Annotated in this window: 19 protein-coding genes and 1 pseudogene; 16 read left to right on the top strand and 4 right to left on the bottom strand. The window is 68.2% G+C overall.

Annotation, left to right across the window (positions count from 1 at the left end; genetic code table 11):
- The first annotated feature begins 26 nt into the window (after window positions 1-26).
- On the top strand, window positions 27-2,888 hold the full coding sequence (locus tag AC5Y4H_RS05885; protein WP_499979370.1) for an aminotransferase class I/II-fold pyridoxal phosphate-dependent enzyme: 2,862 nt from the start codon (window positions 27-29) through the stop codon (window positions 2,886-2,888).
- A gap of 392 nt (window positions 2,889-3,280) precedes the next feature.
- On the top strand, window positions 3,281-4,693 hold the full coding sequence (locus AC5Y4H_RS05880) for a sensor histidine kinase (RefSeq protein WP_499979579.1): 1,413 nt from the start codon (window positions 3,281-3,283) through the stop codon (window positions 4,691-4,693).
- Here the strand turns inward: AC5Y4H_RS05880 and AC5Y4H_RS05875 are convergent.
- Both AC5Y4H_RS05875 and AC5Y4H_RS05870 read right to left on the bottom strand, forming a co-directional pair.
- A complete protein-coding gene (locus tag AC5Y4H_RS05875; RefSeq protein ID WP_499979369.1) occupies window positions 4,675-5,343 on the bottom strand; it encodes a response regulator transcription factor in 669 nt (222 codons plus the stop codon). The genes AC5Y4H_RS05880 and AC5Y4H_RS05875 overlap by 19 nt on opposite strands.
- Window positions 5,344-5,392: 49 nt before the next feature.
- On the bottom strand, window positions 5,393-6,229 hold the full coding sequence (locus AC5Y4H_RS05870) for a COG4705 family protein (protein ID WP_499979368.1): 837 nt from the start codon (window positions 6,227-6,229) through the stop codon (window positions 5,393-5,395).
- A 221-nt stretch (window positions 6,230-6,450) separates the two neighbouring features.
- On the opposite strand from AC5Y4H_RS05870, the gene AC5Y4H_RS05865 reads away from it, so the two are divergent.
- From AC5Y4H_RS05865 to AC5Y4H_RS05840, 6 genes and pseudogenes are all read left to right on the top strand, one after another.
- Window positions 6,451-7,221, top strand: a complete 771-nt coding sequence (locus tag AC5Y4H_RS05865) for a GntR family transcriptional regulator (protein ID WP_499979366.1) — start codon at window positions 6,451-6,453, stop codon at window positions 7,219-7,221.
- On the top strand, window positions 7,218-7,448 hold the full coding sequence (locus AC5Y4H_RS05860; RefSeq protein WP_008258228.1) for a 4Fe-4S dicluster domain-containing protein: 231 nt from the start codon (window positions 7,218-7,220) through the stop codon (window positions 7,446-7,448). Before AC5Y4H_RS05865 ends, AC5Y4H_RS05860 begins: the two co-directional genes overlap by 4 nt.
- Before the next feature lie 25 nt (window positions 7,449-7,473).
- Window positions 7,474-8,862 (top strand): annotated as a pseudogene (locus AC5Y4H_RS05855) (ABC transporter substrate-binding protein).
- Entirely contained in the window at window positions 8,859-9,731 is an 873-nt protein-coding gene (locus AC5Y4H_RS05850) for an ABC transporter permease (RefSeq protein WP_499979365.1), read from the top strand. Before AC5Y4H_RS05855 ends, AC5Y4H_RS05850 begins: the two are co-directional and overlap by 4 nt.
- A complete protein-coding gene (locus AC5Y4H_RS05845) occupies window positions 9,728-10,471 on the top strand; it encodes an ABC transporter ATP-binding protein (protein WP_499979363.1) in 744 nt (247 codons plus the stop codon). Before AC5Y4H_RS05850 ends, AC5Y4H_RS05845 begins: the two co-directional genes overlap by 4 nt.
- A complete protein-coding gene (locus AC5Y4H_RS05840) occupies window positions 10,468-13,194 on the top strand; it encodes a fumarate reductase/succinate dehydrogenase flavoprotein subunit (protein WP_499979361.1) in 2,727 nt (908 codons plus the stop codon). The genes AC5Y4H_RS05845 and AC5Y4H_RS05840 overlap by 4 nt, the downstream gene beginning before the upstream one ends.
- On the opposite strand, the gene AC5Y4H_RS05835 is transcribed toward AC5Y4H_RS05840, so the two are convergent.
- Both AC5Y4H_RS05835 and AC5Y4H_RS05830 read right to left on the bottom strand, forming a co-directional pair.
- Window positions 13,195-13,734: a GNAT family N-acetyltransferase gene (locus tag AC5Y4H_RS05835; RefSeq protein ID WP_499979360.1), complete on the bottom strand. Its 540-nt coding sequence runs from the start codon at window positions 13,732-13,734 to the stop codon at window positions 13,195-13,197.
- Window positions 13,735-13,746: 12 nt separating this feature from the next.
- A complete protein-coding gene (locus AC5Y4H_RS05830; RefSeq protein ID WP_499979358.1) occupies window positions 13,747-14,961 on the bottom strand; it encodes a serine hydrolase domain-containing protein in 1,215 nt (404 codons plus the stop codon).
- A gap of 144 nt (window positions 14,962-15,105) precedes the next feature.
- Here AC5Y4H_RS05830 and AC5Y4H_RS05825 point away from each other — a divergent pair, with 144 nt between their 5' ends.
- From AC5Y4H_RS05825 to pyrF, 8 genes are all read left to right on the top strand, one after another.
- Window positions 15,106-15,540 carry a cellulose-binding domain-containing protein gene (locus AC5Y4H_RS05825; RefSeq protein ID WP_499979357.1) on the top strand — a complete coding sequence of 145 codons (435 nt, stop codon included), beginning with the start codon at window positions 15,106-15,108 and terminating at the stop codon, window positions 15,538-15,540.
- Between the two features lie 694 nt (window positions 15,541-16,234).
- A complete protein-coding gene (gene pyrR, locus AC5Y4H_RS05820) occupies window positions 16,235-16,807 on the top strand; it encodes a bifunctional pyr operon transcriptional regulator/uracil phosphoribosyltransferase PyrR (RefSeq protein WP_499979356.1) in 573 nt (190 codons plus the stop codon).
- A complete protein-coding gene (locus AC5Y4H_RS05815; RefSeq protein WP_067349801.1) occupies window positions 16,804-17,763 on the top strand; it encodes an aspartate carbamoyltransferase catalytic subunit in 960 nt (319 codons plus the stop codon). The genes pyrR and AC5Y4H_RS05815 overlap by 4 nt, the downstream gene beginning before the upstream one ends.
- A complete protein-coding gene (locus tag AC5Y4H_RS05810; RefSeq protein WP_499979354.1) occupies window positions 17,760-19,064 on the top strand; it encodes a dihydroorotase in 1,305 nt (434 codons plus the stop codon). The genes AC5Y4H_RS05815 and AC5Y4H_RS05810 overlap by 4 nt, the downstream gene beginning before the upstream one ends.
- Window positions 19,061-19,564 carry a PH-like domain-containing protein gene (locus tag AC5Y4H_RS05805; protein WP_499979352.1) on the top strand — a complete coding sequence of 168 codons (504 nt, stop codon included), beginning with the start codon at window positions 19,061-19,063 and terminating at the stop codon, window positions 19,562-19,564. The genes AC5Y4H_RS05810 and AC5Y4H_RS05805 overlap by 4 nt, the downstream gene beginning before the upstream one ends.
- Window positions 19,561-20,682: a glutamine-hydrolyzing carbamoyl-phosphate synthase small subunit gene (gene carA / locus AC5Y4H_RS05800; RefSeq protein ID WP_499979350.1), complete on the top strand. Its 1,122-nt coding sequence runs from the start codon at window positions 19,561-19,563 to the stop codon at window positions 20,680-20,682. The genes AC5Y4H_RS05805 and carA overlap by 4 nt, the downstream gene beginning before the upstream one ends.
- Entirely contained in the window at window positions 20,682-24,059 is a 3,378-nt protein-coding gene (gene carB / locus AC5Y4H_RS05795; protein ID WP_499979348.1) for a carbamoyl-phosphate synthase large subunit, read from the top strand. The genes carA and carB overlap by 1 nt, the downstream gene beginning before the upstream one ends.
- Window positions 24,056-24,880 (top strand): orotidine-5'-phosphate decarboxylase, encoded by an 825-nt coding sequence (pyrF, locus tag AC5Y4H_RS05790; protein WP_499979346.1) that lies wholly within the window; start codon window positions 24,056-24,058, stop codon window positions 24,878-24,880. The genes carB and pyrF overlap by 4 nt, the downstream gene beginning before the upstream one ends.
- Window positions 24,881-24,893 lie beyond the last annotated feature (13 nt).

The following is a 24,893-nucleotide window of genomic DNA, read 5'->3' as shown; positions in this document are numbered from 1 at the left end:
GCGATCCGACAAGAGCAGGTGAGGTCATGATTCGATACAGCACCCAGCCGCGACGACTTCGAGTGTCCGCGTTGGCGGCCGTGGCCAACCCGTCATACGCCCGGGTCGACACCTGGAACCTGCTCGACGACGCCTGCCGTCACCTCGCCGAGGTGGACCTCGCCGGACTGGACAAGGCCCACGACGTGGCGCGGGTGAAACGGTTGATGGACCGCATCGCCGCCTACGAGCGGTACTGGTTGTACCCCGGTGCGGCGAATCTGGCGATCTTCCGCGCCCACCTGGAAAGCCTGTCCACCGTGCGGCTCACCGAAGAGGTTTCCTTGGCCGTGCGATTGCTGAGTGAATATGGCGACCGCGCTGGGCTTTTCGACACCTCGGCGCCGCTGGACGACCAGGAGCTGGTCGCCCAGGCCAAGCAGCAGCACTTCTACACCGTGCTGCTCGCCGACGACGCCCCGAGCACCGCGCCGGACAGCCTGGCCGAGTGCCTGCGCGCGCTGCGCTGTCCATCCGACGACGTGCAGTTCGAAATCCTGGTGGTTCCCAGCGTCGAGGACGCGATCACCGCGGTCGCGCTGAACGGGGAGATCCAGGCCGCGATCATCCGCGACGACCTGCCGCTTCGGTCCCGCGACCGGTTGCCCTTGATGAACACGCTGCTCGGGCCCAACGAGGATGCGGGGGACGTGATTCCGGACCGCGCCAACGACTGGGTGGAGTGTGGCGAGTGGATCAGGGAGCTGCGGCCCCACATCGACCTGTATCTGCTGACCGACGAGTCGATCGCCGCCGGCGATGACACCGAGCCCGACGTCTACGACCGGACGTTCTACCGGCTCAACGACGTCACCGACCTGCACAGCACGGTGCTCGCCGGCCTGCGAAACCGCTACGCCACACCGTTTTTCGACGCATTGCGCGCGTATGCCGCGGCACCGGTCGGCCAATTCCACGCCCTCCCCGTCGCGCGCGGCGCCAGCATTTTCAACTCCAGGTCGCTGCAGGACATGGGGGAGTTCTACGGCCGCAACATCTTCATGGCCGAAACCTCCACCACGTCCGGTGGCCTCGACTCGTTGCTCGACCCGCACGGCAACATCAAAAAGGCGATGGACAAGGCCGCGAAGACGTGGAACGCCGACCACACCTACTTCGTCACCAACGGGACCTCGACCGCCAACAAGATCGTGGTGCAGTCGCTGACCCGGCCGGGCGACATCGTGCTGATCGACCGCAACTGCCACAAGTCGCACCACTACGGGCTGGTGCTGGCCGGCGCCTACCCGCTGTATCTGGACGCGTATCCGCTGCCGCAGTTCGCGATCTATGGTGCGGTGTCGCTGCGCACCATCAAGCAGACGCTGCTGGACCTGGAAGCGGCCGGTCAGTTGCACCGGGTGCGCATGCTGCTGCTGACCAACTGCACCTTCGACGGTGTCGTCTACAACCCCATGCAGGTCATGCAGGAGGTGCTGGCGATCAAGCCCGACATCTGCTTTCTGTGGGACGAGGCGTGGTACGCGTTCGCCACGGCCGTGCCGTGGGCCCGGCAGCGGACCGCGATGGTTTCTGCCGACCGTCTCGAGCAGATGCTGGCATCACCGGAATACGCCGAGGAATACCGGAAATGGGCCGCATCCATGGCCGGGGTCGACCGATCGGAGTGGACCGAGCGCAAGCTGATGCCCGATCCGGCCGCCGCGCGGGTGCGCGTGTATGCCACGCACTCCACGCACAAATCGCTGTCGGCGTTGCGGCAGGCGTCGATGATCCACGTGCGCGACCAGGATTTCAACGCGCTCACCCGCGACTCCTTCGGTGAGGCGTTCCTGACCCACACCTCGACGTCACCGAACCAGCAGCTGCTGGCGTCCCTGGACCTGGCCCGGCGCCAGGTCGACATCGAAGGCTTCCAACTGGTCCGGCAGGTCTACGACATGGCGCTGGTCTTCCGGCACCGGGTGCGTAAGGACCGGTTGATCAGCAGGTGGTTCCGGATTCTCGACGAATCGGATCTGGTGCCCGAGGAATTCCGCGAGTCGGCGGTCAGCTCGACCGCATCGATCAGGCAGGGTGCCCTGGCCGAGTGGAACGAGGCGTGGCGTTCCGATCAGTTCGTGCTGGACCCGACGCGAGTCACGCTGTTCGTCGGCAAGACCGGGATGAACGGCTATGACTTCCGCGAGAAGATCCTGATGGAGCGATTCGGCATCCAGATCAACAAGACGTCGATCAACAGCGTGCTGCTGATCTTCACGATCGGTGTCACATGGTCGAGCGTCCACTACCTGCTCGACGTGTTGCGAAGGGTGGCAATCGATTTCGACCGCACAGAGAAGGCGGCCAGCGTCGCCGACCGGGAGTTGCAGGAGCGTCACGTCGAGGAGATCACCGAGGATCTGCCGCATCTGCCCGACTTCAGTGAGTTCGACGTCGCCTTCAAGCCCGTCGATGAGTGCAAGTTCGGCGACATGCGCTCGGCCTTCTACGCCGGATACGAGGAATCCGATCGAGAGCATGTGCTGATCGGCACCGCCGGCCGGCGGCTGGCCGAGGGCAAGACGCTGGTGTCGACCACGTTCGTGGTGCCCTACCCACCCGGATTCCCGGTGCTGGTGCCCGGCCAGGTGGTCTCCAAGGAGATCGTCTACTTCCTGGCCCAACTCGACGTCAAAGAAATCCACGGCTACAATCACGATCTCGGGCTGTCGGTCTTCACCGAGACCGCGCTGGCCCGAATGGAGGCGCAGCGCAATGCCGCGATGGCGGCGGTGGGGTCGGTGACCGCGGCTTTCGAGCTGCCCGCGGACGCGTCCGGAACCAATGGGGCACGCATCAACGGTGCCAACGACGCCCCTGCCGTGCCGTCGGTCGCCGACAGCTGAGCGATCACCCGGTTGTCGGAGCCGGATTCGCGCCGCAAATGGTGCGGGCAGAGGTGTGCGGTGCCGCCGGCGACCAGTCGGCGATACCCCGCCGGATCCCCTGAAGGAGCGCGTCCCTGCCCCCGGGGGCCGTCTGATTGCAGCTCGAGCTCAGGGTGTTGAACGGGCTCGGGTCGGCACCGGCCGGGGCCGCTCCCAGCGCGCCGCAGCTGAAGACGACGGCCGCGCAGAGCAGCATTCGGGTGATCGCACGATCGTTACGACGCCCAGGGCGTGCAGTACCAAGCATGACGACGCTAGCGTAAGACGCTGCCGCTGAGAGGCCGCTGAGAACGCGCTGAGCTCGATGTTTTCGCCCGGACCGGCGGGGCTGCAGAATCGAGGGCGTGCGGATATCCGGTTTCTGGCCGTCTCGGCGAAGCGGGCGAGAGCGTTCGTGGCGCCCCGCGCACCTGGGCATTTCGGCTCGTTCGGCGGCCGTGTCGGCGATCGTCGTGCTGTGTGCCCTCGGCGTTGCCGGCGCGGGCTTGGACGCGGTCTTGTACCGCAAGTTGCTGGCGGGCGTCGACTACGCCGCCGCCGAAAGGGTCGGCGACATCACCAAGGCGCTGCAGTCCGACTCGCCCGACGACCTTGACAACGCGTTGCTGACCACCGACCAGCGGGTGGTCGCAACCCAACTGATCGGTCCGGATGGCAAGGTGGTCAAGCGATCCGGGTCCGCACCGAAAACACCGCTGGTCGGCCCGAGCGAGTTCGACTTCAACCTGCGCCGCGGCCTGCCCGACGACGCGGTGGCCGGTGACGACATGCGTGTCAGTGGTCAGAAGGTCGCGACCCGATCCGGTGTGTACACGGTGCTGGTCGGGGGAGGCAGCGAGGCGGTCGAGGCGACCGCGCGGACTCTGGCGATCTTGTGGGCCTGCAGCGCACCGGTGATCGTCGGGGTGGTGGCGGCCGCAACCTACTGGCTGGTGCGACGGTCGCTGCAGTCGGTGGACGCCATCCGGACCAGGGTCGCCGACATTTCGACGTCCGATCTGGCCGAGCGGGTACCGGTGCCCGACGGGCACGACGAGATCGCGGCCCTGGCCGTCACCATGAACGAGATGCTCTCGCGTTTGGAGGCGGGTCACCGTGCGCAGCAACGCTTTGTCGGCGACGCCTCCCACGAGCTGCGCAGCCCGCTGACGACGATCATCTCCGGACTGGAAGTGGCCGAGGCGCACCCCGATCTGCTCGACGCCGAATTGGCGGTCAACGCCTTGCTGCCCGAGGCGCGGCGCATGCACACGCTGATCGAGGACCTGCTGCTGCTGGCCCGCGCCGACGAACAGACGCTGCTGCGGCGCACGGAACAGGTGGCGCTCGACGACGTCGCGCACGCTGAAGCGGACCGTGCGCGGCGTGACACGCAATGCGTGATTCACACCGACATCCGTCCGGTGCGCCTGGAGGCCGACCCGGCGGCCATGTCGCGGATGATCCGTAACCTCGTCGAAAACGCCGTCCGCCACGCGGTTTCGTGTGTCGCCATCGAAGTAGTCGGGCAGGACGGGGCGGCGGTCCTCAGCGTCAGCGACGACGGCCCCGGAATCGCCCCGGCTGACCGGAGCCGGGTATTCGAACGTTTCGTGCGCCTGGATTCGGATCGGGCCCGCAGTGGGGGAGGGACCGGGCTGGGCTTGGCGATCGTCGCCGAGGTCGTCGCCGCGCATGGGGGCGCGGTCACCATCGACGACCCGCCCCGCGGTGGAACGAAGATGATCGTGACGCTGCCCGTGTCTCAGCCCAGCAGTCGGTAACCGACGCCCCGAATCGTCTCGATGGTGTTGGTATTGAAAGGAACATCGATCTTGCGTCGCAGATACCCCACGTAGACCTCTACCACGTTGTCGGGGCCGTGGTGATGCGCGTCCCAGACGTTCTGCAATATCTCGGCCTTGGTCACCACTACGTCCTTGTTTTGCATCAGGAACTCGAGCAACCCGTATTCGCGGGGCGTCAGCGCGATCGGGGTCGAGCCCCGTTTCACCGTGTGCCGGGCGGGATCCAGGGCCAGGGTCCCCGCTTTCATCACTACCGGCCGCGCCGGTGCGCCGCGGCGAATCAGCGCCCGCAGCCGCGCCACCAGCACGCGGAACGAGAACGGCTTCGTCAGATAGTCATCCGCTCCCAGGTCGAAGGCGTCGGTTTCGTCATACTCACCGTCCTTGGCGGTCAGCATGAGCACCGGGGTCCACACGTTGTGCGAACGCATCCGGCGCAGCACCTCATAACCGCTGAGCCCGGGCAGCATGATGTCGAGAACGACTACGTCAAAAGCGTTTTCGCTGGCCTCACGCAGGCCATCCACCCCATTGCCCACGGCCACGACGACGAACCCCTCGGCCTTGAGCCCCCTGGCCACGGTGGCGGACAGCCGCGGTTCATCCTCAACGAGCAGGACTCGCATGTTTCAACGCTACGTCCTGCGGCAGCCCGACCCTCGGTCGGGCGGCCGGTCAGCGTGTGTCCCGGTCCGCTTCATCGACAGTGGCGCCCGGAGGCGATTCCGCCGCATCGCCTTTCAGCTCACCCGGGTGGCGGCCCGGACGCTGCGGTATGACGATGATCAAGACCGCGATGAGCGCCGCGAGCACCGCCGAGGCCAGCGGGCGACTCCACGCCAGGCCGCCGTCGGCCACGGGCTTGTCGATGAAGTCGCCCACCGTCGCCCCGAGCGGCCTGGTGAGGATGAACGCGACCCAGAACAAGGCGACACGCGAGATCGACGTCCAGAAGTACAGGGCCGCCACCGCGGCCAGCCCGACAGCGAAAACCAGTGCGCCGCGTTCGTACCCGAAATCGCGCGTGTCCGCCAGCCAATCGCCGAGCGCGGTACCCAGTGTCTGCGAGAACGTGATGGTCGCCCAGTAAAAAGCCTCGACTTTGGGTGTCGAGACGGTGCTGACCGACACGCTGCCCTGTGACCATCGCCAGAGACCCAGGATGGCCAGCAGGCACGCCAGGAGCACCAGCGACCCGCCCGTGTAGCCGATGCCCAGCGATCGGTCGGCGAAATCGGCCAGCACCGTGCCGAACGTCGTCGAGGCCACGATCGTCGCCCAGTAGAGGGCCGCATGGAAACGCTTGGCGAGGATCTGGGCCGCGACCAACACCACCAGCGCCACCCCGAAAATCGCGACCCCGGCGGCGTAGCCCCAATTCAGCGTCATCGTGACGGTGTCGCCGCCCGTCTCGCCCAAGGTCGTCGCCAGCACCTTGATGACCCAGAAGCCCAAGGTGACGGCGGGAACCTTGGTCAGCGCGTGTTTGGAGACGTCAGTCATGCAAGCCATCTTCCTTCGTCGAGTCCTTCATGGGGGAATCGTCAGGTTCCGCGGCGTGGCAGGTTCTGCTCACCAGGATCGCAAAGCCGCCGGATTCTCGCAGGTGGCGCAATGCCGTAGCGGGGGGCGGTTTTAGCTGGTCGGGCCTCGAGGCCGCCCGGCGCAATGCGTCCGGCCGTCACCGCGGGGCCACATGGGCGAGCCGAAAAACGGCCCTGAGCTGCGTTAGCGTGACTGCCGTGGCGCAACCAGCACCCAGCCGGGATATTCAAGACTCCCGGGCCAATCGCGCCCGCCGGGTCGCCGATGTGGTGCGCCAACAGATCCACGCCGACGCCTACCCGGGGGGCCTGCCCCCCGAGCTGGAGCTGGCCGCCGAATTCTCGGTGTCGCGCAACACCATTCGCGAGGCACTGGCAGTCCTCAAGCATGAGGGGCTGATCGACCGCGGACCCAAGGTCGGCACGCACGTCGCGCAGCGCAAGTACGACCACGGGCTCGACGCGCTACTGGGCCTGAAGGAAGCGTTCAAGGATCTCGGTGAGGTCCGCAACGAGGTGCGCGCCGCGATGCCTGTCACCGCGCCGCCGTCGGTGGCCCGCCGGTTGCGGTTGCGACCGGGCGAGCGGCCGGTGTTCGTCGAGCGGCTGCGCTACCTGGGCGACCTACCGCTCAGCCTGGACCTCACCTACCTCGCCCCTGAGCTGGGCCGCGAGGTGCTGAACCATCCGCTGGAGACAAACGACCTGTTCGAGCTCATCGAGGAGGTCAGCGGGCAACGATTGGGCTCGGCGGCGCTGGCGCTCGAGGCCATTCCGGCCGATGCGCATTCGGCGGCAACCCTGCAGGTGCCCGACGGGGCGGCGCTGCTGATGCTGGAGCGGCTCACCAGCCTCGCCGACGGCACACCCGTCGACTTGGAGTACATCCGGATGCGGGGCGATCGAATCACCATGCGGGGCAATCTCGTTAGAGCCGAGCCAATGAGGAGTAACCCATGACGCTGATCAACAACACCCGCGCCGACGTGCCGGTCACGATCGACGAGTCGTTGTGTATCGACGGCTGCACGCTGTGCGTGGAGGTCTGCCCGCTCGATGCGCTGGCCATCAACCCCGACACCGGCAAGGCCTTCATGCATGTCGACGAGTGCTGGTACTGCGGGCCCTGCGCGGCCCGCTGTCCCACCGGCGCCGTCACCGTCAACATGCCCTATCTCCTTCGCTGAAAAGCATTCGACCCCAGGATCATTCATGAAACGACGCGCCACCCGGCTGGCGTCGGTGGTGATCGCGATCGCCGCGTTCACCTCCGGTTGCTCGCTCGAATCCCTGTCACAGTCCTCCGGTGTGGTCAACGTGGTGGTGGGCTATCAATCCAAGACCATCAACACCGTCACCGCCGGCACGCTGCTGCGGGCGCAGGGCTACCTGGAACGCCGCCTGGCCGACATCACCACCCGCACCGGCACCAAATACGCGGTGCGGTGGCAGGATTATGACACCGGCGCCCCGATCACCGCCCAGATGCTCGCCGAGAAGATCGACATCGGCTCGATGGGCGACTATCCCATGCTGATCAACGGCTCCAAGACGCAGGCCAACCCGCTGGCGAGAACCGAGATCGTCTCCATCACCGGCTACAACCCCAAGGGCGCCCTCAACATGGTGGTGGTGGCGCCCGGGTCACCGGCGACCACGTTGGGCGACCTCGCCGGCTCCAAGGTCTCGGCGAGCGTCGGCTCGGCGGGCCACGGCACGTTGGTGCGGGCGCTGGACAGGGCCGGGATCAAGGGCGTCGAGGTGCTCAACCAGCAGCCGCAAATCGGTGCTTCTGCTCTGGAATCCGGTCAGGTGCAAGGTCTTTCACAGTTCGTCGCCTGGCCGGGTCTGCTGGTGTTCGCAGGCAAGGCCAAGCTGCTCTACGACGGCGCCGAGCTGAACCTGCCCACGCTGCACGGCGTGGTGGTCCGGCGCTCCTATGCGTCGGCTCATCCGGAAGTGCTGGGTGCTTTCCTGCAGGCGCAACTGGACGCAGGAGACTTCCTCAACGCCAAGCCGCTGGAGGCGGCCCGGATCGTCGCCCAAGCGGCCGGGCTGGCGCAGGAAGTGGTGTACCTCTACAACGGGCCCGGCGGCACCTCGTTCGATACCACTCTCAAGCCGTCGCTGATCGAGGCGTTGAAAAACGATGTGCCATAGCTGAAGTCGATCGGCGACTTCGCCGACCTCGACGTCGCCGCCTTCGTGCAGGACGGGCCGTTGCGGTCCGTGTTCGGCGCCCGCGGCCTGAACTACGACGCGGCCCGGGCCGCCACCGCCAACCCGTCCGCGCTGCGCGGGGATCCCGCCCTGGCCAGCGAACTGTGGCTGGACGGCTCGGATTCCACCCAAACTGTCGCCAACCCGACCGGTCTGCTTCGGGCGGTGCGGGACGCGACCGCCCGCGGCGCCAGAGTCCGTGCCGCCTACGTTCCTGACGCGGAGCTGGGCACCCGGTGGTTCGCCGACAAGGCGGTCTGGGTCAAGGACGGACAGAACTACCTGCCGTTCGGAACGCCGGCGGGTGCGCGTCGTTATCTCGCCGCGCACCCGGGCGGCGCCATCGTGAACTACGAACAGGCCCTTGGAGGTTCGGTATGACCGCTTATCTCACCGGCGACCCGGCAGCCCCGGTCGCCACGCAGGTCGTCGACCCGGTCCCGGCGGCGGTCCACCCGCGGCGTGCCGGGTCTCCCTGGCGGTGGCGGCTGCTGCGGCTGGCATCGGTTGCCGCCGCGATCGGGCTGTGGCAGGTGCTCACGGCCGACAAGGTCCGGCTGCTGCTGCGCTTCGACACGCTGCCCACCGTCGCCGACATCGCGCACGCGCTGGGACGCCGGCTCACAACCTCCGAGTACTGGCTTGACCTGGCGCAGTCGCTGATCCGCATTCTCACCGGCTTCGGACTGGCCGCGGTGGTCGGTGTCGCGACGGGCGTGCTGCTCGGCCGTTCGCGGTTGTTCGCCAACACATTCGGCCCGCTGACGGAGTTGGTCAGGCCCGTTCCTGCCATCGCGATCGTCCCCGTGGCGATCCTGCTGTTCCCGACCGACGAGGCCGGCATCGTGTTCATTACCTTCCTCGCGGCCTACTTCCCGATCCTGGTCAGCACCCGGCACGCGGTGCGGGCGCTACCCACGCTGTGGGAGGACTCGGTGCGCACGCTCGGCGGCGGCCGGATCGATGTGCTGAGGCGGGTGGTGTTGCCGGGCATCCTGCCCGGGGTGTTCGGCGGCCTGTCGGTCGGTATGGGCGTGGCGTGGATCTGCGTGATCTCCGCGGAGATGATCTCGGGCCGGCTCGGGATCGGCTATCGCACCTGGCAGGACTACACGGTGCTGGCCTACCCGCAGGTGTTCGTCGGCATCATCACCATCGGCGTGCTGGGTTTCGCGACGGCGGCGGCCGTCGAGGTCGCGGGCCGCCGGGTTACCAGCTGGCTACCGCGCGCGGAGGAGGAGCAGCGATGACTGTCGGGGTGAGTCTGGAGCTGGATCGAGTTCGCTTGTCCTACAACGGAGAAGCGGTGATCGACGGGCTGAGCCTGACGGTGCGCCCCGGGGAGGTCCTGGTGCTCACCGGCCCCTCGGGCTGCGGCAAGTCGACGGTGCTGCGGGCCCTGGCGGGACTGCTGCGACCCGACGAGGGCCGGATCGTCGCCGACGGCGACGAGGTGACCACCACGTCGGGCGACCGCAGCATGGTGTTCCAGGACAACGCGTTGCTGCCCTGGCGCACCGTGCGTTCCAACATCGAACTGGCCCTGCGGCTGCGCGGTGCCCCCCGGGCCGGCCGACGCGCCGAGGCCGACCGCTGGATCGCCGAGCTCGGCCTCACCGGCTTCGGCGACTACCTGCCCAAGAGCCTGTCCGGCGGCATGCGGCAGCGCGTGCAGCTGGCCCGCGGGCTGGCCGGTGCGCCCCGCGCGGTGATGATGGACGAGCCCTTCGGCGCACTGGACACCCAGACCCGTACGGCCATGCAGCGGCTGCTGATCGACACCTGGCGTGCCCATCCGACGACGATCGTCTTCGTCACGCACGATGTCGACGAGGCGCTGCTGCTGGGTGATCGGATCGCCGTGCTGGGCAAGGCCGGTCAGCCGCTGCGCACCCTGATCGACGTTCCGGAGCCGCGCGTCGACCGGCAACGCACCGCACTGCGCGCCGAAGTCATTGCGGCACTGAATCACTCGGCGGTGGCGGCATGATGCAGATTCCCGACCCGGCGACTCCGGCCCGGCTCGACTGCGACGTCCTGGTCATCGGCGGCGGCACCGCGGGCACCATGGCCGCGCTGTCGGCCGCCGAGAACGGCGCGCAGGTGCTGCTGCTGGAGAAGGCCCACGTGCGCCACTCCGGCGCCCTGGCGATGGGCATGGACGGGGTCAACAACGCGGTGATCCCCGGCAAGGCCGAACCCGAGGACTACGTCGCCGAAATCACCCGCGCCAACGACGGAATCGTCAACCAGCGCACCGTATACCAGACGGCCACCCGCGGCTTCGCGATGGTGCAGCGGCTGGAACGTTATGGCGTGAAGTTCGAAAAGAACGAGCACGGCGAATACGCCGTGCGCCGGGTGCACCGCTCCGGCTCCTACGTGCTGCCGATGCCCGAAGGCAAGGACGTCAAGAAGGCGCTGTATCGCGTGCTGCGGCAACGCTCGATGCGCGAGAAGATCCAGATCGAGAACCGGCTGATGCCGGTCCGGGTGCTCACGCACGAAGGCCGCGCCGTGGGCGCGGCGGCCCTGAACACGCGCACCGGTGAATTCGTCACCGTCGGCGCCAAGGCGGTCATCCTGGCCACCGGCGCCTGCGGGCGGCTCGGCCTGCCCGCGTCGGGGTACCTGTACGGCACCTACGAGAACCCCACCAACGCCGGCGACGGCTACTCGATGGCCTACCACGCGGGCGCGGAGCTGTCCGGCATCGAGTGCTTCCAGGTCAACCCGCTGATCAAGGACTACAACGGACCGGCATGCGCGTATGTCGCCAATCCCTTTGGCGGCTACCAGGTCAACTCGCTCGGCGAACGGTTCGTCGACTCCGACTACTGGTCGGGGCAGATGATGGCCGAGGTCAAAACCGAGATCGACTCCGCGCGCGGACCCATCTACCTGAAGGTGTCGCACCTGCCCGACGAGACGCTGACCGCGCTGGAGAACATCCTGCACACCACCGAACGGCCGACCCGGGGCACCTTCCACGCCAACCGCGGCCACGACTACCGCACCCACGACATCGAGATGCACATCTCCGAAATCGGCCTGTGTAGTGGGCATTCCGCATCGGGTGTGTGGGTCGACGAGCACGCCCGCACGACGGTTCCCGGCCTGTACGCCGCGGGCGACATGGCCTGCGTCCCGCACAACTACATGATCGGGGCGTTCGTGTTCGGCGATCTGGCCGGCACACACGCCGCCACGACGCTGGCCGACGTCGTTGCGCCACAACAGCTTCCGGAAGACCAGGTGCGCGAGGCGCACGAGCTGATCTACCGGCCGCTGCGGCATCCGGACGGCCCACCCCAACCGCAGGTCGAGTACAAGCTGCGCCGCTTCGTCAACGACTACGTCGCGCCGCCCAAGACCGGGGCCAAGCTGTCGCTGGCCATCCGCACCTTCGAGCGGATGAGCGCCGAGATCGCCGAGATGGGCGCCCGCAATCCGCACGAGCTAATGCGCGCGGTGGAGGTGTCGTTCATCCGGGACTGCGCCGAGATGGCCGCCCGTTCGTCACACACCCGCACCGAATCGCGATGGGGCCTCTATCACGATCGCGCCGATCTGCCCGGCCGCGACGACCACCAATGGGGCTATCACCTCAACCTGCGCAAAGCGACCCAAGGCGACGCCGAAAAAGGAATGGTGTTCCTGAAGCGGCCGGTGGCACCGTACTTCGTGCCCGTCCCGGAGCTCGACGGCCTGCCGCCCACTGACCAGACCGTGTACCCGGTGGAGCAGCCGCCGCTGGTCGGCGGTCAGGCGCCGGCCACCGCGGTGTCCCGAATCACCTCGGCAGCAACCGCATTCGAGCCGCCCTCGCCGCGCATCGCCAAGGTCCTGGCGCTCGAGGAGCCCGCGATGGCCGACCTGAGGCCCTACCTCGCCGACGCGGATCCCGGCGTGCGGCGCACCGCGGTGTCGACGCTGACCGAGCACATCCCCGACGGGTACGCGCCGGCCCTGGTCGCCGCGCTCAGCGACGGCGACGCCTCGGTCCGCCGCACCGGCGCCGAGGGCATCCGCGAGCTGGTCGAGGTGCTGCCGCAGCCGGAAAGCGTTGCAGAGCATCTGGATTCAGTCGATCGGGCGGTGCGCGCGGCCTCCCTGTACGTGCTGGCCGCACGCCGGGCCGGCGACGCCGCGCAGTACCGCCGGGCCCTGGGCGACGTCGATCATCGGGTTCGCATCGAGGCGGTGCGGGCGCTGGTGTCCGTCGACGACGTGGCCGGTGTCGTCGCCGCCGCCGGTGACGAGAACCGCGAGGTCCGCATCGCGGCGGCCGCCGGGCTGGCGACGCTAAGGGCCGCAGCAGCCCCAGCTACCGACGCTGTGCGCCGGCTCGTCGCCGATTCCGACCCGCTGGTTCGCGCGGCCGCGCTGGCGGCGCTGGGCCAATTGGGTTGCGGCCCCGATGATTACGACTCCATCAAGCAGGCGCTGCGGGCGCCGGCCTGGCAGGTGCGGGAAGGCGCGGCCCGCGCGCTGGCCGGCGCGCCGGACGAGTTCGCGGTTCCACAGCTGTCCGTGGCGCTGGGCGACGCCCATCTGGACGTGCGCAAGGCGGCCGTGCTCAGCCTGACCCGGTGGGCCGGGGAGCCCGCCGCCCGGGACGCGCTGGGGCTTGCGCTCAAGGACGGCGACGCCGACGTGCGGGCCTACGCGCGCCGCGCGCTCGAGCAGGACAGCCTGGCGGAAAAAGGTTAGTCAGCGCAGGATCTTGGCGTACAACAGGCTGTCCTGTGGCTCGGGCCCCATCGTGGGGTAGACCGCGTGCCGGGCCAGCCGCCCCTCCAGGAAGAAGCCGGCGTGCTCGAGCAGCCGCGCCGAGCGCTCGTTGTCCACGCTGCAGGTGGCCCAGACGCGGTACACCTCGCGATCGGCGTCGAGCGCCGTGAGCAGCATGCCGAGCACCTCGGACATCAACCCCTTGCCCCACCAGCGCCGGCCCAGGCAGTAGCCGACCTCGACCGAGTGCGGCGCGGTGCGCCGGCAGCTGGCCAGCCCGATCACCTCGCCGCGGTGCCGCGACTCGATGACCCACGTCTTCTCGTCCGCGCTGGCGTTGAGTTTTTCGGTGATTACGCGCCGCGTCGCGGCCACGTCGGGGTGCGGCGCCCACAGCAGATACTTGGTGACCTGCGGGTCGCGGGCGACCCGCTGGAACAGCGCCCCGGCGTCGTCGAGCGTGGGTAGGCGCAGCAGCAGCCGCGGACCGCTGATGCGGTCGGGTGGATATCCGGGCATCGGGATGTGACTTTAGAGGTCGAGGGCGCGATAGGTGTTGCGGACGAATCGCGGTTGCGCCGTGCGGAGTTTGGCCAGCGACGTGTTGCCGGCGACGGCCGTGGCGGCGTCGACGGTCAGGTCCGGCAGGTTCTGAATCAGGTAGAGCAGGATCAGGTCCGCGCCGGGGTCGGCCTGCCACCACGTCCCGTAGGCGCCGGGCCAGCTGAACGTGCCGAGGCCGCCGGGCCCGAAAAGCGGTGTGCTCTTGGCCGGATCGGTCACCAGCGACAGATTCAGCCCGAATCCGCGGCCGACCCAGTACGGCGCGCCCAAGAAGTTGTGCCGCTTGTGCTCCTCGGTGAGCCGGTCGGTCCGCATCGACCGGACGGACTCTTCCGAAAGCACCCGCACGCCATCGACCGTTCCGCCGCCGAGCAGCATCCGCACGAACCGCAGGTAATCGTCGGCGCTCGACCACAATCCGCCGCCGGCATTGCAGAACGACGGTGGCGTGATGTGCGGTGGACCCATCACGCCGTGATGCAGCCGGCTCTGTTCGTCGAGTGAATACATGGTCGCGGCGCGGCGACGCGCCTCGGGCGAAACGAAGAACCCGGTGTCGGTCATGCCCGCCGGGCCCAGGATCCGTTCGTCGAGCACCTCGTAAAACGGCTTGCCCTCGATGCGGGAGGCGATGACGCCCAGCAGGTCGATCGAGTGGCTGTAGGTGACGCGGTCACCGGGCTGATGCACCAGCGGCAGCTTGGCCAGCTCGGCCAACCAGGCGTCCGGGCCCTGATTGAAGGGCAGCCGCATGTAGGCCTTGGAGATCGGCCCGGATACCGAGAAGCCGTACGCCAGCCCGCTGGTGTGGGTGAGCAGATCCTCGATCAGGATGGTGCGGTTCACCGGGTGCGTGCGGTCCAGCGGCCCGTGCGGATCGTCGAGCACCCGCACGCCGGACAGCTCCGGCGCCCAGCGGGTGACCGGATCTTTGAGCGTCAGCTTGCCCTCGTCGACCAGGCTCATCACCGCCGCTACCGTCACTGGCTTGGTCATCGACGCGATGCGAAACAGCGTGTCGCGCTGCATCGGCAGGCCCGCATCCACGTCGCGATAGCCGATTTCGTTGACCTGTAGCAGCTCTCCGCGCTGCCAGACCACCGTCACCGCACCGGCGAGCAGGCCGGCGTCGCACACTTCCCGGATGGAGGCGGCATTGCCATTGAGCGTCGAGCGATTCACCTGGTCAGGTTAGCGGGCCCGGGGCGGCGCCGATCAGGCGTGTCGAAGCCAAAATTTCGTAACGGTTTCGGTTGCGCAAAGGTACAGCAGCTCACCCGCGCTGCGCGGGCCGCTATCGCCTGTTCGGCTTTAATGTTGGCTGCTATGTCCGGACTGAATAATTGCGTGAAGCGCTGGCGCACAGCGCTTCACGTAACCGTGTCGGCATTGGCAGTCGCCACCCTCGGGCTCGCCGCCACCCCCGTGGCTCATGCGGCCGCGGCGACGGCGACGTTGTCGGTGGAACACACGTGGCAGACCGGTTTTATTGCCCGCTTTGCGGTCAATAACCCGAGCGCGGTGCCGCTAACCGATTGGCGGCTTGAATTCGACTTGCCGGCCGGAGAATCCGTCGTGCACACATGGAATAGCACGATTACCCAATCCGGGACGCATTACGTTCTCACCCCCGCGAATTGGAATCGCACCATCGCGCCCGGTGGTTCAGCCACAGGGGGAATGAGAGGCCTGCTGACCGGTTCCTACTCGCCACCGGCGAATTGCGTCCTCAACGGGCAATACATGTGCGCCGCCTCCTGACGGCCAGATTGGGCCGCCGCGCCTATATACATTCAGCGCGAAGAATTTGAAATTTCGTGTCATGGCCAATCAAAAGGCCAGGACGATAGCCGCGGCGTGCGGTGGCGCTGCCGTGTTTGCCCTGGCGCTCATCGGAATCGGCGACGCTGATGTGTCGCCCAGCAACCTGGCGGACCCGGCTCCGACGGTGGAGCCGTCGCCAACGGTGGACCCGTCGGCGACCGTGGAGCCGTCGCCCACATCGCCGGATGACGTTTGCTGCGACGAGCCCCAACCGCAGGCGAGCGCCTGGCATTGCAAAATCGGCCTCAATTGCGGCCCAATCAGGCCACGCCGCACCTCGTCTGCGCCCGCGCCGCCTCCGCCAAATGCGCCGCAATAGCTGCCCTCGCGTTCATTGACGTCCTACCCGCCCGTCGCTGGAGTGGACACAATTCGTGCCCGCCTTTCAGCGACAAAACGCGCGAACGGTCTACCGGAACGGCAACCGGACGCGACGTGTCGCTGTGAGGCGGGCAAACACCAGATACCCTTCTCCAGAGACTGATGGGGCATATGTGACTGGCGCGCGTGAGCGGCGACGGGCGCCACACCTGCCTCGCGGCGCCGCGCGCGAAATTAGTGCTACGCTGCCACGCAGTCGACATCCTTTAACGATCCGTCCGGCGAGGCGGAGAAGGAGGTCAAGTTTCGTATGGGTGCTGCGGGCGACACCGGCTTGGGCAGCGATTCCCGGGAGTTGATGTCGGCGGCCGACGTGAGCCGCACCATTTCCCGCATTGCACATCAGATCATCGAAAAGACCGCGCTGGACGCTCCCGACGCGCCACGGGTGGTGCTGCTGGGCATCCCGACCCGCGGTGTCATCCTCGCCAACCGTCTGGCGACCAACATCGCCGAATACAGCGGTGTCGAGGTCGGCCACGGCGCCCTGGACATCACGCTCTACCGCGACGATCTGATGCAGAAGCCGCCGCGGCCGTTGGAAGCCACCTCGATTCCGGCCGGCGGCATCGACGACGCCTTGGTGATCCTGGTGGACGACGTGTTGTATTCCGGGCGCTCGGTGCGCTCCGCGCTGGACGCGCTGCGTGACGTGGGCCGGCCGCGAGTGGTGCAGCTGGCGGTGCTGGTCGACCGTGGCCATCGCGAACTGCCGCTGCGCGCCGACTATGTCGGCAAGAACGTCCCCACCTCACGCAGCGAGAGCGTGCACGTGTTGCTGAGCGAGAGCGACGGTGACGACGGGGTGGTGATCTCACGATGACGCGCCATCTGCTGGCCGCCGGCGACCTGAGTCGCGACGACGCCACCGCCATTCTCGACGACGCCGACCGCTTCGCGCAGGCTTTGGTGGGCCGCGAGATCAAGAAGCTGCCAACGCTGCGCGGCCGCACCATCGTCACGATGTTCTACGAGAACTCGACCCGCACCCGGGTGTCCTTCGAGGTCGCCGGCAAATGGATGAGCGCCGACGTGATCAACGTCAGCGCGTCCGGATCGTCGGTGGGCAAGGGGGAGTCACTGCGCGACACCGCGTTCACACTGCGCGCCGCCGGCGCCGACGCACTGATCATCCGGCACCCGGCTTCCGGCGCCGCGCATCTGCTCGCGGACTGGACCGGCGCGAAGGACGACGGCGGGCCCTCGGTGATCAATGCCGGCGACGGCACCCACGAGCACCCGACTCAGGCGCTGCTGGACGCGCTGACCATTCGCCAGCGCCTCGGCGGCATCGAAGGCCGCCGCATCGTGATCGTCGGCGACATCCTGCACAGCCGGGTCGCCCGCTCCAACGTGATGCTGCTGGACACCCTGGGCGCCGAGGTGGTCCTGGTCGCGCCGCCGACGCTGCTGCCGGTCGGGGTCGAGGGCTGGCCGGTCACCGTATCAAACGACTTCGATGCCGAGCTGCCCGCCGCCGACGCTGTGCTGATGCTGCGGGTCCAGGCCGAGCGGATGAACGGCGGCTTCTTCCCGTCGGTGCGCGAATATTCCTCGCTGTACGGGCTTTCCGATCGTCGCCAGGCGATGCTGCCCGGCCATGCCGTGGTGTTGCACCCCGGGCCGATGCTGCGCGGCATGGAGATCGCCTCATCAGTGGCCGACTCGTCGCAATCTGCTGTGCTGCAACAGGTTTCCAATGGTGTCCACGTGCGAATGGCGGTGCTGTTCCATGTGCTGGTCGGCACCGAATCGGCCGGAGAAGAGGGTGCGGCGTGAGCGTGCTGCTGCGCGGGGTTCGGTTGTACGGCGAAGGCGATCGCGTCGACGTGCTGGTCGATGACGGCCAGATCGCCGACATTGGCCCCGGTCTCGGCAAGGCCGGAGGCCTGCAGGAAGACCTGGACGTGATCGACGCGACCGACCACGTGCTGTTGCCCGGCCTGGTGGACCTGCACACCCATCTGCGCGAACCGGGGCGTGAATACGCCGAGGACATCGAAACCGGCTCGGCCGCAGCGGCCTTGGGCGGGTACACCGCGGTATTCGCGATGGCCAACACCAATCCGGTCGCCGACAGCCCGGTGGTCACCGACCACGTGTGGCATCGGGGCCAGCAGGTCGGCCTGGTCGACGTGCACCCGGTGGGCGCCGTCACCGTCGGGCTCGCCGGCAAGGAGCTCACCGAGATGGGCATGATGGCGGCCGGGGCGGCGCAGGTGCGGATGTTCTCCGACGACGGCATCTGCGTGCACGACCCGCTGGTGATGCGCCGCGCCCTGGAATACGCCACCGGCCTGGGCGTGCTGATCGCCCAGCACGCCGAGGAGCCGCGGCTGACCGTCGGCGCCGTTGCCCACGAAGGGCCGATCGCCGCCCGGCTGGGCCTGGCGGGATGGCCCCGGGCGGCCGAGGAATCGATCGTCGCCCGCGACGCGCTGCTGGCGCGCGACGCCGGCGCCCGGGTGCACATCTGCCACGCCTCCACGGCGGGCACCGTCGAGATCGTGAAATGGTCCAAGGAGCAGGGGATCTCGATCACCGCCGAGGTCACCCCGCACCATCTGATGCTCGACGACAGCAGGCTCACCACTTATGACGGGCGAAACCGCGTCAACCCGCCGTTGCGCGAAGCCGCGGACGCCGTGGCGTTGCGGCAAGCGCTGGCCGACGGCGTCATCGACTGCGTGGCCACCGACCACGCCCCGCACGCCGAGCACGAGAAGTGTGTGGAGTTCTCCGCGGCGCGTCCCGGCATGCTGGGGCTGCAGACCGCGCTGTCGATCGTCGTGCAGACGATGGTCACCCCCGGGCTGCTGACCTGGCGGGACCTTGCCCGGGTGATGAGTGAAAACCCCGCACGCATCGTGGGCCTGCCCGATCACGGCCGGCCGCTCGAGGTGGGGGAGCCGGCCAACCTCACGGTGGTGGATCCCACTGCCTCATGGACCGTCGCCGGCTCCGACCTGGCCAGCCGCTCGGCCAACACGCCGTACGAGGCGATGACCCTGCCCGCCACTGTGACCGCCACCCTGCTGCGCGGCAAGGTCACCGCGCGAGATGGGAAGTCCCCGGCATGAACTCGGGCACGCTGGTGGGATCGCTGATCTTCGCGGCCGTGGTGGTGGTCGTGCTCACGGTGGTGATCCAGTTGATGATGCGGAGCTGGCACCGTCGGTCAAAGCAGCAGGCGGAGCTGATCGGGGCGTTGCCCGAGATTCCGGACCGGGTCGGGGCTGCGACCATCACCACCCGCGGGCACTACTGCGGTTCCATGATGGCGCCGGGCTGGAGCGAGCGGATCGCGGCGGGTGATCTGGGCTTTCGTAGCAAAGCGGTGCTGACCCGCTATGCCGGGGGCGTTATGGTGGAACGCGTACGCGCCCAACCCATTTGGATACCTCAGGACTCGATCACGCACATCCGGATGGAGCGCAGGATGACGGGCCGGGTCGGTATCCTGGCGATCCGCTGGCGGCTTCCGTCGGGCGTCGAGATCGACACCGGCTTCCGGGCGAATCACCGTCACGAATACGACGGCTGGCTTGAATCGCACCATGAGGAGGGGCGGCGCTCGTGAGTAAAGCGCAATTGGTACTCGAGGACGGCCGCGTCTTCACCGGCACGCCGTTCGGTAAGGTCGGCCAAACTCTGGGCGAGGCCGTCTTTTCCACCGGCATGTCCGGCTACCAGGAGACGCTGACCGATCCCAGTTATCACCGGCAGATCGTGGTGGCCACCGCGCCGCAGATCGGCAACACCGGCTGGAACGGCGAGGACGCCGAGAGCCGCGGAGACAAGATCTGGGTCGCCGGCTACGCGGTCCGCGATCCGTCGCCGCGGCCGTCCAGCTGGCGGGCCACCGGAACACTGGAGGACGAACTGGTCCGCCAGCACATCGTGGGGATCGCAGGCATCGACACGCGAGCGGTGGTGCGGCATCTGCGCACCCGCGGCTCGATGAAGGCGGGGGTCTTCTCCGGTGACGCGCTCGCCGATCCGGAGGAACTGCTGCAGCGGGTGCGCGGTCAGCAGTCGATGTTGGGGGCCGACCTGGCCGGCGAGGTCAGCACGCCCGACACCTACATCGTGGAACCCGATGGCTCACCGCGGTTTACGGTGGCCGCGCTGGATCTGGGGATCAAAACCAATACGCCGCGCAACTTTGCCCGCCGCGGCGTCCGGACCCACGTGCTGGCATCGTCGGCGTCCTATGAGCAGATCGCCGACATCAAGCCCGACGGCGTCTTCTTGTCCAATGGACCCGGCGACCCCGCCACCGCCGATCACATCGTTGCGGTCACCCGCGAGGTGCTGGGCGCCGGAATCCCGTTGTTCGGCATCTGTTTCGGCAATCAGATCCTGGGTCGGGCGCTGGGGCTGTCCACTTACAAGCTGGTGTTCGGTCACCGCGGCATCAACATCCCGGTGATCGACCACGCCACCGGCCGGGTGGCGGTCACGGCACAGAATCACGGCTTCGCGCTCGAAGGGGAGGCGGGCCAGTCCTTCGACACACCGTTCGGCCAAGCGGTCGTCAGCCACACCTGCGCCAACGACGGAGTGGTCGAGGGCGTCAAACTCGCGGACGGGCAAGCCTTTTCGGTGCAGTACCATCCGGAGGCCGCGGCCGGCCCGCACGATGCCGAGTACCTGTTCGACCAATTCATCGAGCTGATGGCAGGGGAGGGCCACTAGTGCCACGTCGCACCGACCTCAACCACGTGCTGGTGATCGGCTCCGGGCCGATCGTCATCGGTCAGGCCTGCGAGTTCGACTATTCGGGGACCCAGGCCTGTCGGGTGCTGCGTGCGGAGGGGCTGCAGGTCAGCCTGGTCAACTCCAACCCGGCCACCATCATGACCGACCCGGAGTATGCCGACCACACCTACGTCGAGCCGATAACCGCCGCATTCGTCGAGAAGGTGATCGCCCAGCAGGCCGAGCGCGGCAACAAGATCGACGCGCTGCTGGCCACGCTGGGCGGGCAGACCGCGCTCAACACCGCGGTCGCGCTGTACGAGAACGGGGCGCTGGAGCGCCATAACGTGGAGCTCATCGGCGCCGACTTCGACGCCATCCAGCGCGGCGAGGACCGGCAGATGTTCAAGGACATCGTCGCCAAGGTGGGTGGTGAATCCGCCCGCAGCCGGGTGTGTTTCACCATGGAAGAGGTCCGCGAGACGGTCGAGGAGCTCGGCCTGCCGGTCGTGGTGCGGCCCAGCTTCACCATGGGCGGCCTGGGCTCGGGGATGGCGCGATCCGTCGAGGAGGTCGACCGGATGGCCGGCGCCGGCCTGGCCGAAAGCCCGAGCGCCAACGTGCTGATCGAGGAATCGATCTACGGCTGGAAGGAATTCGAGCTCGAGCTGATGCGCGACGGCAACGACAACGTGGTCGTGGTGTGTTCGATCGAGAACTTCGACCCGATGGGCGTGCACACCGGTGACTCGGTCACCGTCGCGCCGGCGATGACGCTGACCGACCGGGAATACCAGCGGATGCGGGATTTGGGGATTGCGATCCTGCGCGAGGTCGGGGTGGACACCGGCGGCTGCAACATCCAGTTCGCGATCAACCCGTCCGACGGCCGGCTGATCGTCATCGAGATGAACCCCCGGGTGTCCCGGTCGAGTGCCCTGGCCTCCAAGGCCACCGGCTTCCCGATCGCCAAGATCGCCGCCAAGCTGGCCATCGGTTACACCCTCGACGAGATCGTCAACGACATCACCAAGGAAACGCCGGCCTGCTTCGAGCCCACCCTGGACTACGTGGTGGTCAAGGCGCCGCGCTTCGCGTTCGAGAAGTTCCCGGGCGCCGACCCCACCCTGACCACCACCATGAAATCGGTCGGTGAGGCAATGTCGTTGGGCCGCAACTTTGTTGAGGCGCTCGGCAAGGTGATGCGGTCGCTGGAAACCACCCGCGCCGGTTTCTGGACCAAACCCGACGATCCGGCGGCGGCCGAAAAGGGACCGGCCGAGGTGCTGACCCGGCTGCGCACGCCGACCGAGGGCCGGCTCTACGACATCGAGCTGGCGCTGCGCCTGGGCGCCTCTGTGGAACAGGTCGCCGAGGCCAGCGGGGTGGACCCGTGGTTCGTCGCGCAGATCGGCCAGCTGATCGACCTGCGCGCCGAGTTGACCGCCGCCCCGGTGCTCGATGCGGACCTGTTGCGGCGCGGCAAGCACAGCGGGCTGTCGGACCGCCAGATCGCCGCGCTGCGGCCGGAACTGGCCGGCGAGAACGGCGTGCGCTCGCTGCGGGAGCGCCTGGGTGTGCACCCGGTCTACAAGACGGTCGACACCTGCGCGGCCGAGTTCGAGGCCAAGACGCCGTATCACTACAGCAGCTACGAGCTGGACCCCGCGGCCGAGACCGAGGTGGTGCCGCAGACCGAGAAGCCCAAGGTGTTGATCCTCGGGTCGGGCCCCAACCGCATCGGCCAGGGCATCGAATTCGACTACAGCTGTGTGCACGCCGCAACGACGTTGTCGCAGGCCGGCTTCGAGACCGTGATGGTCAACTGCAACCCGGAGACGGTGTCCACCGACTACGACACCGCCGACCGGCTGTACTTCGAGCCGCTGACGTTCGAGGACGTCCTCGAGGTGTACCGCGCCGAGCAGCAGTCCGCCGGGGACGGCCCGGGAGTTGCCGGGGTGATCGTGCAACTGGGCGGCCAGACTCCGCTCGGGCTGGCCCAGCGCCTCGCCGACGCGGGGGTGCCGATCGTCGGCACCCCGCCGGAGGCCATCGACCTGGCCGAGGACCGCGGCGCTTTTGGCGACGTGCTCACCGCGGCCGGCCTGCCGGCGCCGAAGTACGGCACCGCAACCACTTTCGACCAGGCCCGCCGGATCGCCGAGGACATCGGCTACCCGGTGCTGGTGCGGCCGTCCTATGTGCTGGGCGGTCGGGGCATGGAGATCGTGTACGACGAGGAGACGCTGCGGGGCTACATCACTCGCGCCACCGAGCTCTCACCCGAGCACCCGGTGCTCGTCGACCGCTTCCTCGAGGACGCGGTGGAGATCGACGTGGACGCGCTGTGCGACGGCACCGAGGTGTACATCGGCGGCATCATGGAGCACATCGAGGAGGCCGGGATCCACTCCGGTGACTCGGCGTGTGCTCTGCCACCGGTGACGCTGGGCCGCAGCGACATCGAGAAGGTGCGGCTCGCGACCGAGGCCATCGCGCACGGCATCGGGGTGGTGGGCCTGCTCAACGTGCAGTACGCGCTCAAGGACGACGTGCTCTACGTCCTGGAGGCCAACCCGCGCGCCAGCCGCACGGTGCCGTTCGTGTCCAAGGCCACCGCGATCCCGCTCGCCAAGGCGTGTGCCCGGGTCATGTTGGGCGCCAGCATCTCCCAGCTCCGTGAGGAGGGGCTGCTGGCGGCGTCCGGCGACGGCGCCCACGCGGCCCAGAACGCCCCGATCGCCGTCAAGGAGGCCGTGCTGCCATTCCATCGCTTCCGCCGCGCCGACGGGGCCGCCATCGACTCGCTGCTGGGCCCGGAGATGAAGTCCACCGGCGAGGTGATGGGAATCGACCGCGACTTCGGCAGCGCGTTTGCGAAGAGTCAGACCGCCGCCTACGGGTCGCTGCCCGCGCAGGGCACCGTCTTCGTGTCGGTGGCCAATCGGGACAAGCGCTCGCTGGTGTTCCCGGTCAAACGCCTGGCCGACTTGGGATTCCGCGTCCTGGCCACCGACGGGACCGCGGAGATGTTGCGCCGCAACGGGATTCCCTGCGACGAGGTGCGCAAGCACTTCGAGGACCCGCAGCCGGGGCGTCCCGAGATGTCGGCGGTCGACGCAATCAAGGCCGGTGAGGTCGACATGGTGATCAACACGCCCTACGGCAACTCCGGGCCGCGCATCGACGGTTACGAAATCCGTTCGGCCGCCGTGTCGGTCAACATCCCCTGTGTCACCACGGTGCAGGGCGCCTCGGCCGCCGTCCAGGGCATCGAGGCGGGTATTCGCGGCGACATCGGCGTGCGCAGCCTGCAGGAGCTGCACAGCCAGATCGGTCAGGGCGGCCGGCCCGGTAATGGGGACCGGTGACCGGGTTCGGCGTCCGCCTCGCGGAGGCGAAAGCCAAACGCGGGCCGCTGTGTGTGGGGATCGACCCCCATCCCGAGCTGCTGCGCGCCTGGGACCTGTCCACGACAGCCGACGGGCTGGCCGCGTTCTGCGACATCTGCATCGAGGCGTTTTCCGGATTCGCCGTCGTCAAGCCTCAAGTCGCGTTCTTCGAGGCGTACGGCGCCGCGGGATTCGCGGTGCTGGAACGCACCATCGCGGCCCTGCGATCGGCCGGGGTGCTGGTGCTGGCCGACGCCAAACGCGGTGACATCGGCACGACGATGGCGTCCTATGCGACCGCCTGGGCGGGTGATTCACCGCTGGCCGCCGACGCCGTGACGGCCACCCCGTACCTGGGATTCGGCTCGCTGCGGCCGCTGCTGGAGACCGCCGCGGCGCACGACCGCGGGGTGTTCGTGCTGGCGGCCACGTCCAACCCCGAAGGCGCCACGGTGCAGCGTGCCGCCTTCGACGGCCGCACGGTGGCCCAACTGGTCGTCGACCAGGCGGCGGTGGTGAACCGGTCCGCGACCCCGTCGGGGCCGGGCTATGTCGGCGTCGTCGTCGGCGCGACGGTGTTGCAGGCCCCCGATCTCCGCGCGCTGGGTGGTCCGGTCCTGGTGCCCGGGCTCGGTGTGCAGGGCGGGCGGCCCGAGGCGCTCGCCGGGCTGGGCGGCGCGGAACCCGGGCAGCTGCTGCCCGCGGTGGCCCGCGAGGTGCTGAGGGCCGGACCGAACGTGGCGGAGTTGCGCGAGGCGGCGGATCGCATGCTGGACTCGGTCGCCTACTTGGCGGTGTGAGCGGAATTGACGT

This window comes from Mycobacterium sp. NGS58 (assembly GCF_059812385.1).
Note: the sequence above shows the minus strand (reverse complement) of the source record. Positions and strands in the feature narration are given on the sequence as shown.